Below are 13,946 nucleotides of genomic sequence, written 5' to 3'. Positions count from 1 at the left end.
TTTGTATAACTATCGTCGCGCACCCGCATAGCGGGTGGTTTTATGTTGAGTACATTTCCGTTCCTCTGTTGAGAAACTCCAATGCACTCAACAGGGTCTATCCGACCCTTAAAATAAAATACCCCTGGGTGCCTGGGCACTCAGGGGTTCTGCACATTTAATTGTATTTACGTTTTCTAGCCGCTTCTGATTTTTTCTTACGCTTCACGCTGGGTTTTTCGTAATGTTCTCTTTTACGAATTTCCTGCTGGATCCCAGCCTTTGCACAGTTTCTCTTAAATCTACGTAAAGCGCTATCTAAGGTCTCGTTCTCTTTTACGATTACGTTCGACATAGTATCACACCTAACCTCCCTCCAGCCTTGTATTGTGCATCATACGACCGACTGTCTGGGTATTTTATTGCACTAACAGTAATTATAGCATAATTTTCAGATTCGTCAACTATATTTGATGGAAAAATCGGAACTTATGCGGATTTTTCTGCAAAGAGCGGTCTGCACCCTCTCATAGTTATTTGACTTGTCCTTCCAAAACCTTGGCTGCCTCCTGGATAGCGGCTTCGATGCCGGCCGGGTTTTTACCGCCGGCCTGGGCCATGTTCGGACGTCCGCCGCCGCCGCCGCCCACCAGGGCTGCGATGCCTTTGATCAGGTTGCCTGCGTGTGCTCCCCGGGAAAGGGCTGTGTCGGTAGCCATGGCTACCAGGTTTACTTTGCTTTCTTTGGCTGAGGCTAATACGATCACACCTTCGCCCAGTTTGTCTTTTAACTGGTCTCCCAGATCGCGCAGCCCGTTCATGTCTACGTCGTCCACTTTTACAGCCAGGAGCTTGACGCCGTTGATCTGCTGTACCTGGTCCATGACATCTCCTAAGGAGTCCTGGGCAAGCTTGGCTTTTAAGGATTCGTTTTCACTCTGGAGCGCTTTCATTTCCGCCATCAGGTGGTTTAACTTGACGGTAAGGGACGCGGGTGTTGTTTTTACTATTTTTGCCGCTTCCGCCAGATTTTCTTCCAGCTCATCGTAGTAACGGAATACACCGTTTGCCGTCAGAGCCTCGATCCTGCGGACACCGGCCGCGATTCCTGTTTCAGACAGGATCTTGAACGCGCTGATGGTGCCTGTGCTGGCGACATGGGTTCCTCCGCACAGCTCTGTTGAAAAATCTCCCATACGCACAACTCTCACGTTATCTCCGTATTTTTCTCCGAACAGAGCCATGGCCCCTGTCTTTTTCGCTTCTTCCAATGTCATGATCTGTGTCTGTACCGGCAGATTCTCCGCTATTTTTTCATTGACAATCGCTTCTACTTTAGAAAGCTCTTCGGGTGTCAGCGCGGAAAAATGGGTGAAGTCAAAGCGAAGCCGGTCGCCGTTAACGAAGGAGCCCGCCTGCTCCACATGGGTCCCCAGGACCGTCCGCAGGGCTTTCTGCAGCAGATGGGTGGCGCTGTGGTTTTTGGCTGTCGCCTGCCGCTTGTCCGCATCTACACACAGTTCTACCAAATCTCCTGTTTTAAACATTCCCTTGGTTACTTTTCCGATGTGGCCGATCTTGCCGCCCAGTAGTTTGACGGTGTCTTCCACCGCAAATTCATTACTGCCCTGGCGGATGATACCGGTGTCGGCTACTTGTCCGCCGCTGGTGGCGTAGAAGGGGGTTTCCTCTACGATAATCGTGCCCGCTTCCCCGTCTGCCAATGCCTCCACAATCTCTTCCTCCGTGGTCAGCACCGTGATCTTAGAGCTGTGGTTCAGCGTCTCGTATCCCACGAATCTGGATGTGACGGCAGGATCGATGGATTCATACACCGTGACATCGGCGCCCATGTAGTTGGTCACCTTTCTGGCTTTACGGGCCATCTGGCGCTGTTCCTCCATGGAAGCCTTAAATCCTTCTTCGTCGACGTTAAATCCTTCTTCCTCCAGTATTTCCTTCGTCAGGTCCAGAGGAAAACCATAGGTGTCGTATAATTTGAACGCATGCTCACCGGCCAGGGTTTTCTCATTGCCAGCCTTCATCTCCCGCATCATTTCTTCCAGAATATGAAGCCCCTGATCGATGGTTTTGCTGAATTTGTCCTCTTCCTGGGCCAGTACCTTTATAATGAAGTCCCGCTTCTCTTCCAGCTCCGGATAGCCGTCTCTGGAGCCCTCGATCACCGATTCACAGAGCTTCGCAAGGAAACCGTCCTGGATTCCAAGAAGCCGTCCGTGACGGGCCGCACGGCGGATCAGCCGGCGCAGCACATAACCGCGGCCTTCATTGGTGGGCATGATGCCGTCGGAGATCATGAACGTGGCGGAACGGATGTGGTCGGTAATCAGACGGATGGATACGTCTGTTTCCTCACTCTCTTTGTATGTGACGCCGGCAAATTCGCAGACCTTATTGCGCAGCGCCTGCAGCGTGTCCACGTCGAAGATCGAATCCACTCCCTGGACAACCACGGCCAGCCGTTCCAGACCCATACCGGTATCAATATTTTTGTGCTCCAGCTCTTCGTAGTTCCCTTTTCCGTCGCTCTCGAACTGGGTAAATACATCGTTCCAGACTTCCATATACCGGTCACAGTCACATCCCACAGTACATCCCGGTTTACCGCAGCCGTATTCCTCTCCGCGGTCATAATACACCTCGGAACAGGGACCGCAGGGACCTGCGCCATGCTCCCAGAAGTTGTCCTCTTTGCCAAAACGGAAAATACGGTCCGCAGGGATGCCGATCTCTTTTTCCCAGATCTCGAATGCTTCGTCATCATCCAGGTATACAGACGGGTACAGGCGGTCCGGATCCAGCCCCACCACCTGAGTCAGGAATTCCCAGGTCCATGCGATCGCATCCTGTTTAAAATAATCGCCGAATGAGAAGTTTCCAAGCATTTCAAAAAACGTACCGTGACGGGCTGTTTTTCCCACATTTTCTATGTCACCGGTTCTGATGCACTTCTGGCACGTGGTTACCCTGTTTCTGGGCGGGATCTCCTGACCGGTAAAATAGGGTTTCAGGGGAGCCATACCGGAATTGATGAGAAGCAGGCTGTTATCGTTATGAGGCACCAGCGAAAAACTTTTCATTGCCAGATGCCCTTTGCTCTCAAAAAACTCCAAAAACATTTTACGCAATTCATTTACTCCATATTGTTTCACGATCTCTTCCTCCTGGGTAATTCATTTATCCTTGCATATATTTACTACGGCCCTGCTGCTCCCGCTTGTGCGCTCTTTCCACCGGGCCATAAAATCAGTAGGACATAATAAAACACCAGCGTTTATGCCAGTGTTTTTATTATATGGATATTTCAAATCTTTGTCAATCAGTTCTATGGCCGCCTTTGCGATCTTTCCCGATCCGCCATCCATATCAGCCGTTTTTTTCATTTGCCGGCTAATTTCGCATTTTTGCGGTCGCGCAGAAATTTTCCGAACCGGATACCGCCGAAAGCAACCGCCGCGATAAACACCATACTCAGAACCGTCTTTACAAACTCCGCCCAAAAAGCCATCTCACTCACCTAACCTTCCTTGATTTGATGATACCCTTTTTTGCCCTTCTTTATAAGTAAAACTCCATCCGAGTCAAAATCATCGCCGGTAAACTTCCTGTCGAATTCCGTAATCTTCACGTCATTGACGGTCACACCGCCCTGTTGGATCAGCCTGCGCGCTTCCGAACGGGTCGGAGCCAGCTTTGTGTCCACCAGAAGCGTGATCAGATCAATTCCCTCTGCCAGCTGTTCTTTGGAATAAGTGGTGGTGGGAATGTCATCACTCTTCCCTCCGTTAGCGAACAGTGCCCTGGCGGCATCCTGCGCTTTCTTCGCTTCTTCTTCCCCATGCACGATCTTGGTGATCTCAAAGGCCAGGACTTCCTTCGCATGATTGATCTCAGCGTCTTTTAGCGCCCCCAGCCTGCGGACCTCGTCCATCGGCAGGAATGTCAGCAGGGAAAGGCACTCCTGTACTTTTACATCTTCAATATTCCGCCAGTACTGATAGAATTCGTACGGAGAGGTCTTCTCAGGATCCAACCATACGGCGCCCTTCATGGTCTTACCCATCTTGATTCCCTCACTGGTGGTCAGCAGCTTAAAAGTCAGGCCGTAAGCCGGCTTCTGTTCCTTTCTGCGGATCAGTTCCACGCCCCCGATAATGTTGGACCACTGATCATTACCGCCCAGCTCCATCGTACATCCGTACTCCTTATTCAGCTTCCAGAAATCATAGGACTGCATGAGCATATAGTTAAACTCAAAGAAGGTCAGTCCCTTTTCCATTCTCTGCTTATAGCACTCAGCGGTCAGCATCTTATTGACCGAGAAATGGACCCCGATCTCCCGAAGAAACTCCACATAATTCAGATCCAGCAGCCAGTCCGCGTTATTGGCGATGACCGCGTGATCCTCGTCAAAATCGATAAACCTTCCTAACTGCTCCGCGAACCTTTTGGCATTATAATCGATCTTTTCTTTCGTCATCATATTACGCATATCGGATTTCCCGGAAGGATCCCCGATCATAGTCGTTCCGCCTCCCAGCAGAGCGATGGGACGATGTCCGGCCCGCTGCATATGCATCATAGCCATGATCGTCAGAAAATGGCCAGCCGTAAGGCTGTCCGCCGTGGCATCAAACCCTATATAAAAGGTAACACTTTCCTTACCCAGCAATTCCCTGATTTCATCCGGATGAGTCGCCTGTTCAATAAAGCCCCTCTCCATCAGCACATCATAAACATTTCCCTGTGTAGACATTTTAGTCCCTCCTTCGTTTCTTATGGGTTATCTTACCATATTGATTCAGGTGTTTCAAGAGGGGCGGGGGATTTCTGTTTAGGGCTTTCGGGTTGTTTGGGGCCGGGATGAGCGGGAAGGGGCGCGGCCTGCTACACCGGGGGCACCTCCCGTGGGGCCGGTGTAGCAGGCCGCGCCCCTTCCCGCTCATCCCGGCTCTGCTTCAAGCCTTTTTCCATGTTCTGACAGATGGCGTACCCATATGTTTCTACAGTCTTTCCGGCGTTGAAAAAAAACTTATATTTTTCATACAGATGGTGTCTCCATATATGTCTACAGATCGTATCAGTATCTAACATAGGCAGATACACCGGCCCAGCGGACTTAACTGCTCAGCCTATACCAACGCAGGGAAGAATCCTGGAAGGCGGGCGGAGAATTCCTGTTTGGGGATGCGGGGCGGGTACCTGTCCTTTGACGGGCATAGGGCGGCTGTGCAGCAGCTTAGTGAATTCAGGCGGCAGACTCAGGATGCACGGCGGACTTCACGTCCGACGGGCAAGGGCCTCTGAACCGGAAACACATCATGTGTTTCTGGTGAATAGGCCCGGTTCCTGAGTCTGCCGCCTGAATTCACTTAGCTGCTGCCAGCGGACAGCCCGTCGCCGTCAAAGGACAGGTACCCGCCCCGCATCCCCAAACAGGAATACTCCGCCCGCCTTCCAGGATTCTTCCCGGCCCTTTGCCTCCCCCATCAGCTGTCCAGGATCAGGTTTTTCACTCCGTTTTCGCGGGCAATACCGGCGAAGGTTTCCATCTGATCCGGGGTGTAGAGTTTGGGATTTTCGGTAAAGCAGTAGGTGCGGTCTACCAGATCGTATTTCCCGGCGGCCAGGGGATTATAGTTTAGGATCTCATAGGCTGTGCCGGGGTACAGGCTGGTGAGGAAACGGGCGATTTGTGCGATGTTTTCCGGGTGGGTTGTGTATCCCGGGATCATGGGCGTGCGTATGATGACGCGGCTTCTGTAGTACGGGTGGGTTAACAGGTAACGCAGGTTTTCCCGGATGATCTCGTTGGAAACCCCGGTATGCTGCCGGTGGGCTTCGGTGTCGTATATCTTGAAGTCGGCATAGATGGTATCCAGGTATGGGAGGACGCCTTTCAGTGTGGTCAGGGGAACATAGAGGGAGGTTTCTATGGCGGTGTCTATATGGTGTTCTTTTAAAGCGATGAGAAGGGCTTTGAGGAACTCGGGCTGGAGGAAGGGTTCTCCACCGGATAGGGTGATACCCCCTCCCTGTTCAAAGAATATTTTGTCTTTGAGGGCTTCTTCCAGTGTTTCTTCGACTGTCAGGTCCCGGGAATCCATCTGGAGGGCCGTTCCCGGACAGGCATCGATGATTTCATCCCAGTCCTCCCTGCGGGTAATATCCAAATGAATCCGGTTTCCCTGCTGGGTCACTCCCAGATCCCGGGAGAGATCCAGGCAGATTCCACAGCCGATGCAGCGGTTCTGGAACCAGAGGGGGCGCTTTTCATAGCTCAGCCCTTCCGGATTCTGACACCAGACGCAGCGTAACGGGCATCCTTTCAGAAATATCGTGGTACGGATACCGCTGCCGTCATGGGTGGAAAATCTTCTGATGTCGAATATTCTGCCTGTCATATCATGGCCCTCCTGCGAGGCGGGTTTGCCCTGCCTGTTTACTGAATTCCTTCTGTCATAGGATAAATTCCCGGGATAACTACCCGGGTTATATTCCTGCATGTGCCCGGTAATTCTGCTTATACTGCTTTTTTAAATGTCTGCGTAGCTGGTGCGGGCGATGATCTCGTCCTGCAGCTTATCAGCCAGTTCTACGAAATAGGCTGTGTAACCGGCTACCCGGACGGTTAAGCCCCGATAGGCCTCCGGATTTTCTTTCGCGGCAATCAGGTCTTCTTTTCGCACTACGTTAAACTGGACATGGGGGATTTCCAGCTCCACGAAGGTTCTGAGCATGCGGGCAAATTTATCAATTCCTGACTGGGTGCGGAAAAATTCCGGAAGGAATTTCATGTTCAGCAGCCCTCCATTGCTGGTCAGGAGCTTATCTAATTTTGATACGGATTTCAGGACTGCAGTGGGCCCATTTACGTCTCTGCCGTATACCGGCGACATGCCGCCGTCGGCCAGCGGGTCCTGGGACTTTCTTCCGTCCGCGGACGCGCCCACATTCTCTCCCATGGGCACATGAGCGGATACCGTATACAGGCCGGTATGATATTTGCCTCCGCGGTAGTTTTTATATTCGGACAGCCGTTTGCGGAAATAGCTGACCCATTTGACTCCCAGCTGGTCCACCCAGTCCACATCATTGCCGTATTTGGGCACTTTGTTAAGGAGCATGCTGCGGATCACCTCATAGCCCTCGAAGTTATGCGTCAGAGCGTCCAACAGTTCCCGGGGCGTTATTTTCTTTTCCTCATAGACCAGCTGCTTGATGGCAGCCAGGCTGTCGGCCAGATTAGCCACCTGGATGACCTGAATTCCGGAGAAATTATATTTGGCTCCTCCGTTCGTCACATCCACACCATTTTTCATGCAATTGTCTATCACTGAGGACAAAAATGGTGACGGAAGCAGGTCTATATGTGCCTTCTCTACCTGTTCACAGGCCAGAACCATCTTCTCCAGGTAGGTATCCAGATATTTTCTGAAGGATGCTTCTAATTCATCAAAATTCCGGTAAGTGGTCAGATCTCCGTGATTTTCCGCGATCTGACGGCCGCTCAGCAGGCATTTTCCTCCTGTCAGGGTCAGCTCCAGCGCTTTGTTCATATTGAACATGGCCGCGTCGCTCCAGCCCAGATTGTTTCCCTGTGTGGACAGTTCCACACATCCTACTACCGCATAGTTTCTGGCATCCGCCTCTTCCACTCCCAGTTCCGTAAGTGCGGGGATGACGGCTGCGTCGTTAAAGAACTGAGGCATTCCGCTTCCTTTTGACACCACATGGATGGCCTCCTTTAACAACGCATCCTTCGTTCCCCTGTGAAGACGCACCGACAGGTTTGGCTGCGGCAGGCCCAGATGTTCCTGGGCCTTCAGGCACAGGAACGATATTTCGTTGCTGAAATCATTCCCTTCCTCATCCTGTCCGCCGATCGCAATATTAAATCCGATGGGGAAACCGGCAAAATATTTGGCTCCGTTGGAGTTTCGCATATACACGATCTGATTGAATTTCAGCCAGAGCGCTTCGATAATCTCCAAAGCCTGCTGGTCATCCAGTCTCCCTTCTTCCACATCTTTTTTATAATAGGGGTAGAGATACCGGTCCATTCTCCCAGGTGAAAAGGAGGAGGCGTTGGATTCCATCTGAAGGATGACAAATAAAAACCAGAGCAGTTGAACCGCTTCATGAAATGTCTCTGCCGGCCTCTCACTGATATTTTTACAGTTAGCCGCAACCTTTTTAAGAGATTCCCGGATGCCGGGGTCGGATTCCTGCTCCGCCATCTCCAGGATCAGATCATGATAACGGACCATAAAATGCCTGCTTCCCTCCATCACAATCCGCACACTCTCATAAAAATCCTTCCGCTCTCCCTGGGCCTGCTCCAATTCGGCAGCCGCTTCCCGTTCCAGCACAGCCGGCCCTTTTTGCAGCCATTCCTCACAGTTAGGACAAATATGCCCCTGCGCATGATCCTTCTGATTAATCTTAACCACCATGGAAATATCATCGATCTGCGAGCCGTACCGCTGTCTTAACACATCCTCCAGGGATTTTCCCTCCCAATATGGCTTGATCTCTTCCCGGAAGGTTCTGATATCCTCTTCCCTCACCTGAAAACGGTCCTGGGGCCTGGTGGGGAGGGTCTCAAATTCCTTATCCACCCAGGTGCTTCCGCTCTCCGGGGACACCACTCCATAACGGACCCCTGCCGTGCGGTTGCCCACGATCAGCTCTTCCTTTTCCACTTTGATCTGCATCTGTTCCAAAGCCGCTTTCAGCGCCAGTGCCCGCTTTATGATTCTTGGTTTATCTTCATTTTTCTTGTATGTATTTGTGATAATCAACGCCTGCTCAATCGATGCAAATCTCGGCTCAGATAACATTTTTTCTTTTAAAGACCGGATTCGGTCGGTCATAATTACATCCTTCATATCAGCCCGCCTTTTTTCTTGTTATATATTGTTTTATATTATTATTTATTGTTTCATCTTGATAATACCATTTTATATCGCAATTATCAAGGTGTATTTCTTATATTTAATATATTTATTTCCAGGGAACAAAATGGGAGGGGACTGGCATCTTTCGGCAGTAACGCTAAATTTTCCAAGCGGCTTCGTAGAGAAAGGGGCCTGTCCCCGGATGCCGGCCCATTCAAAAAATAAGGAGCCCGCTTCCGGAGGCGGGAGTATTCCAGTCAACCTCCGGGGACAGGCCCCTTTCTCCACGTATTTACTTGAAAAGCTGGTGTTACTGCCGAAAGATGCCAGTCCCCTCCCATCCGCCCATCAGCAGACATTCTGGCCGGTCTGTTCAAAAGGTACCTTGTAGAACTTATAGCAGGACCTCCCGGAACGTTTTGCCTCGTACAAAGCCTGATCTGCTTTCTGATACAGTTCCTCGAACCAGATTCCATCCTTGGGGTAAAAGGTGATTCCCATACTGCAGGATACTGTGCCATATCCTTCATAACAGTGGGTCAGCGACCTGCAGATCTGCGCGATTCTCGGTTCCAGTTCTTTTTGGGATGGAACATTATGCAAAAATACCATAAACTCATCCCCGCCAATCCGGCCGCACAAATCATCTTTTCGTAGTTCTCTCTTCAGAATCGCAGCGCTGTCTCCCAATACCTGATCCCCAAACTGGTGTCCGAGACTGTCGTTAATTCCCTTAAAATGGTCGATATCGAGAATCAGCAGCGCATGTTGTCCATAAAAGTCATTCTTACTTAAAACTTCCCTCACTTTGTCGTGAAAGGTTACCCGGTTCAGGACTCCGGTCAGCATGTCTTCCTCCAGCCGGCACCGGATCTCCTCCTCATGCCTTTTCTCGTCGGTTATGTCATGGATAACAATAAATAGCTTTACATCGGACGTATACTGTTCTTTCAGAAGCTGTATGGTAGCCCGGGCCCAGAGGATGTCTCCCCGGATGCTTATCCACCGGTATTCCAGCCGCATATGGCACTGTCCTTCTGTGTAGCGCTGCAGAAGCCTTTCACGGTCGAAAAAACGGCTGAACATAATTCTGTCTTCGGCTGTTACCAGATACTCGGCAATATAAGTCATAGTTTCCGTGTAGGAATTGCCGTATCTGCTCAGAGGCGGCTCGGAACTGCCTGCCTCATCAAAAGAATTCTGGGTCAGATTATATTCATAACAGCCGATTCTGTTTTTCTTCTGAGACGCAAAATACTGGCACCACTTTTGATAGGCCAGTTCCTTTTCATATTGTTCGGAAATGTCTTCACAGGCGATTATTCCCCGCTCTGGCTCTCCCTCCCAGTTACAGATCAGCGCGAATTTGGCGGAAAACCATCCGAAGCTTCCGTCTTTTCTTCTCTTTCTGACTGTCGCCTGCCCATTTGGTTTTCCCTTGATCATGTCTTCATAAAAATCTATGTAGGTTTTTTGGGATTCCGCAGCAATCAGGTCTTCTTCCACAATGGAATAGGGAACATCCTGTATAACTGTGGGAAGGCCAAATTCATCGGCGGCTTTTTGCGGCAGGCACAGCCTCCTGTCTTTCACATAATAGGTGTACATCATCTTATCGGTAAGCTGGAACGCCAGTCTGGTCTCTTCCAGGCTCACTCTGAGCTGTTCATTGGCCCCCCGCTGTCCTCCGGCATCTGTTATGACTCCGATCAGGCTGTCCGGCTTTTCCGCGAGCCATACGCATCTCACAGTCATCCAGAATATTTCACCGGAACCATACAGGCAGCGGAACGCCACATCGAAACTGTACTGCTGCCGCTTTATATAATCACGGATTTGACCTGAGAGCTTGACGAAATCCTCCGGAAGAACCAACAGCCGCAGCTGCTGATAACGATTTTCACCTTCCTCTTTCTGTTCCGCTCCAAACCAATGATAAAAATAGCGGTTTGCATACTGAAGAGTCAGGTCGTCATCCAGCTTCATCAGAAAAATCCCACAGGGCAGGCACTCAAAAATTTTCTCTAAGTATTTGTCATGATCTTCCGTACACATAGCCGTCCTCCATATTCCGACAAAGCGGTATTTTTTCCATACTATTATTCTATGCTTGGATTTTCATGAATATTCCAACTTTTTACATTCATAAAATATTTAAAAAATATTCCAACTTTTTTACATAATAAAATATTTAAAGACGGAACATAAAAATTTTTAAAAATATTTAAATGGTAAATCAAGAATTTAATATTACATTTTAGGAAAACTTTATAAAAATGTATTGACCCTTACGTATCGTAATAGTGTAATGTAATCCTTAGAGATGTTATAAATAATCCTCTGCCGGCCGGAAAGACATTCTCTGAACTGATTAAAGAAGGTGATTTGAAATGATGACGATCAAACAAGTATCCAAATTAGCGGGTGTCAGCGTGAGAACTCTGCAGTTTTATGACGGGATCGGTCTTTTGAAACCCACTGATACCACCGCTGCCGGATACCGGCTGTACGATGAGGAGGCTTTGGAAACACTTCAGCAGATTCTGTTTTTCAAAGAACTCGATTTCACATTAAAAGAAATACAAATCATTATGAAAGACCCCGCGTTCAACAAAGACGCCGCGTTTAAAAAGCAGCGGGAATTGATCGCGATGAAACGCGACCGCTTAAATGATTTATTGGGATTGCTGGACAAACTTATAAAAGGAGAAAAATGTATGGATTTTGAAGATTTTGATATGAGTGAATATTTTCGTGTTTTAAATCATTTTAAAGAGACGCACACCGGCGAAATCATCAAACGGCTGGGAAGTATGGAAGCGTTCGATGAGATGTTTTCAGATCTGAAATCCAATGAGAAAGATATTGCGGATATGGCTGAAAAACAATACGGCAGTATAGAAGCTTTCACAAGTGCCATGGAAAAAAACTTTCAGGATTATCTGTCCAATGGTCCGGCCGTTTCCCCATCCGAGGCAGACGATCTAATAGTGAAAACAGATGAGATTACCAGAAGGCTTACGGCTGATCCGTCAAAAGACGTCTCCTCCACCGAAATCCAGGAAATTGTCCGTGAACTGGTCGATTTTACAAATGAATGCGCAAACGGCATGGAGATGGGAGAAAATTATTGGCCTCTTATGGCTGAGGCTTATCTGTCAACTCCTTTATATATCGAAGTGACAGATAAAAAATATGGGAAAGGCGCGTCAAACTTTATCGGCCGGGCATTGAAGTTTTATCTCGGCGGGAAGTAATGTTCCCGGGAAAGCAGGAGCGGTCTGCCGGAAACTTCATCCCGTCAGACCACTCCCCTCCCCTTCTCCCATTCCATCCTGATCTGCGTATGGCCCGTATTCTCATCGGGCCGTTCATTGAAAGCAGAGAAGCCTTCCCTTAAATAAAATTTAACCGCCCGGCTATTCTCTTTATAGACATAAAGGAAAAGCGTGTCATTTCGCTCTTTTGCATAGTTTAGCAATGCTTTTCCAACCCCTTTTGACCGGCACGTCTTGTCGACAAACAGCCCCGCAACATAGTTGTCCGTCAGACCCACGAAGCCCCGTATGGTTCCCTCCTCTTCGCAGACATATACAGTGGATTCCGGAAGCATTTTCTTTACCATGCCATAACAATTTTCCCAGTAATCAGAGGGAATAAAATCATGTACGGTTCTATTTGTGTCAAGCCACAAATCCAGGATGACATCTAAATCATCTTTTTGATACTCCCGTATCATGAGATACCTCCCATAAATTTTCTTTTATTCTTCATTCTTCCTATGTACCTTCCGCTGACATTCACTGCACTCCTGATCATGAATAGAAATAATCCCTCCGCACTGCGGGCAGGTATAGTTCTCTTTTTGCTGTTCCATAAACGCCTTCAGCCCTTTTTCCTTCACAAACCGGCTGTTATCCATAAGGCTTGCTCCGTATCTTGTGCGATAACTTTTTTCCAGATATTTGATCTGTCTGCAGGGATATTCCGTACATTCGAAGCAATAGGACAGACCCTTTTCCCGTATGCAGTCTTTGATTCCGCATTTGCGGCAATGCTCCGGCTTTCCTCTGTCGCTTTTCAGGCAGCCGTCACATGGTTTTTTGTGATAACAATGTTTATAGCATACTATACAGTTCATCCCGCATGGAGCGAACATCTCAGGTTCGATCGGTTCATCCTGCATTCTCATTTATATAATCTCCAGACTATAATCTTTCAGCGCCTCCAGAACATCCTCCGCCGGCTTCTCCTCCACGATAAAACCGTTAAAATCATCTGCCCTGGCATATTTAAACGTGCCGTCCGTATTAAATTTCCTGGTTTCCAGCATCAGATAAATGACCTTGCTGACCGCGATCGCGCTCTGCTTCGTCATCCCGTCTTCCGCCGCGTAAGTGGAGACGCTGTTATCAAACAGATCCACGCCAACCGCACCCAGAAACGCCTTATCGAATTTAAAATGGGAAATCTCTTCCATGGACATACACCCCATAAACCCATCTTTCCCCGGTCCAAAAGTCCCGCCGATAAATACCGTATGAATCTTCGTGTCAGGCACAGCCAAAGTGAGCATTACGTCGATCATATTCGTCACCACCGTCACTTTTAGCCCTGAACTCACCAACAGCTTAGCCAATTCCGTATTCGCCGTGGAGACATCCATATAAATCATTTCATCATTGCGGATCAGACGCATTGCCTTCTCCGCGATCCTGCGTTTCGCTTCTATATTCTTATCCTTCCGCTGTACCACATTCACCTCATGAGGTGTAATTCTATTCCGAACCGCTCCGCCGTAAGCCCTTTTGAGCATTCCCGCCTTTTCCAATGCCGCCAGATCCTTCCTGATACAATCCTCTGTCACCTGGAACAGCTCACTTAGATCCTTAACCCTGACTTTCCCCTTTTCGTTCACCATAGAAACAATCGTGTTCTGCCTCTCCTCTACAAACATCAAAACTCTCCTTTGGACTTTTTCCTTAAACTTACCGTTCTCATGTCAGTTAGAATAAGTATACCATGTCCACGACTTTTCTGACAATC

At 48.9% G+C, this 13,946-nt stretch carries 11 protein-coding genes; 1 reads left to right on the top strand and 10 read right to left on the bottom strand.

What is annotated here, in order from left to right; genetic code table 11:
• Window positions 1–157: 157 nt before the first annotated feature.
• From rpsU to ABC831_RS03660, 7 genes are all read right to left on the bottom strand, one after another.
• Complete coding sequence (gene rpsU, locus ABC831_RS03690) at window positions 158–334, bottom strand: 30S ribosomal protein S21 (RefSeq protein WP_021737899.1); 177 nt, start codon at window positions 332–334, stop codon at window positions 158–160.
• A gap of 178 nt (window positions 335–512) precedes the next feature.
• Window positions 513–3,152 (bottom strand): alanine--tRNA ligase, encoded by a 2,640-nt coding sequence (gene alaS, locus ABC831_RS03685; RefSeq protein WP_343246886.1) that lies wholly within the window; start codon window positions 3,150–3,152, stop codon window positions 513–515.
• Window positions 3,153–3,379: 227 nt separating this feature from the next.
• Window positions 3,380–3,517 (bottom strand): hypothetical protein, encoded by a 138-nt coding sequence (locus ABC831_RS03680; RefSeq protein ID WP_343246885.1) that lies wholly within the window; start codon window positions 3,515–3,517, stop codon window positions 3,380–3,382.
• Window positions 3,518–4,756: a tyrosine--tRNA ligase gene (gene tyrS / locus ABC831_RS03675; RefSeq protein ID WP_343246884.1), complete on the bottom strand. Its 1,239-nt coding sequence runs from the start codon at window positions 4,754–4,756 to the stop codon at window positions 3,518–3,520. It abuts the gene before it with no gap.
• Between the two features lie 733 nt (window positions 4,757–5,489).
• The gene (locus ABC831_RS03670) at window positions 5,490–6,404 is read right to left on the bottom strand and encodes a glycyl-radical enzyme activating protein (RefSeq protein ID WP_343246883.1); all 915 of its coding nucleotides are present in this window, start codon (window positions 6,402–6,404) and stop codon (window positions 5,490–5,492) included.
• Window positions 6,405–6,536: 132 nt separating this feature from the next.
• Entirely contained in the window at window positions 6,537–8,891 is a 2,355-nt protein-coding gene (locus ABC831_RS03665; protein WP_343246882.1) for a glycyl radical protein, read from the bottom strand.
• A 357-nt stretch (window positions 8,892–9,248) separates the two neighbouring features.
• A complete protein-coding gene (locus ABC831_RS03660; RefSeq protein WP_343246881.1) occupies window positions 9,249–10,955 on the bottom strand; it encodes a sensor domain-containing diguanylate cyclase in 1,707 nt (568 codons plus the stop codon).
• 335 nt (window positions 10,956–11,290) lie between these two features.
• On the opposite strand from ABC831_RS03660, the gene ABC831_RS03655 reads away from it, so the two are divergent.
• A complete protein-coding gene (locus tag ABC831_RS03655) occupies window positions 11,291–12,157 on the top strand; it encodes a MerR family transcriptional regulator (protein ID WP_343246880.1) in 867 nt (288 codons plus the stop codon).
• 44 nt (window positions 12,158–12,201) lie between these two features.
• Here the strand turns inward: ABC831_RS03655 and ABC831_RS03650 are convergent, their stop codons facing one another.
• The 3 genes from ABC831_RS03650 to ABC831_RS03640 are packed head-to-tail and all read right to left on the bottom strand — an operon-like array spanning window position 12,202 to window position 13,857.
• Window positions 12,202–12,639, bottom strand: coding sequence for an N-acetyltransferase (locus ABC831_RS03650; protein WP_343246879.1), 438 nt, complete (start codon window positions 12,637–12,639; stop codon window positions 12,202–12,204).
• A 24-nt stretch (window positions 12,640–12,663) separates the two neighbouring features.
• On the bottom strand, window positions 12,664–13,092 hold the full coding sequence (locus ABC831_RS03645) for a DUF3795 domain-containing protein (RefSeq protein ID WP_343246878.1): 429 nt from the start codon (window positions 13,090–13,092) through the stop codon (window positions 12,664–12,666).
• Window positions 13,093–13,857 carry a DeoR/GlpR family DNA-binding transcription regulator gene (locus ABC831_RS03640; protein ID WP_343246877.1) on the bottom strand — a complete coding sequence of 255 codons (765 nt, stop codon included), beginning with the start codon at window positions 13,855–13,857 and terminating at the stop codon, window positions 13,093–13,095.
• Window positions 13,858–13,946: the final 89 nt, after the last annotated feature.

This window comes from Diplocloster hominis, assembly GCF_032380655.1.
GTDB classification, from domain to species: domain Bacteria; phylum Bacillota; class Clostridia; order Lachnospirales; family Lachnospiraceae; genus Diplocloster; species Diplocloster hominis.
The sequence above is the reverse complement of the archived record's forward strand: the minus strand, read 5'-3'. Positions and strand labels throughout refer to the sequence as shown.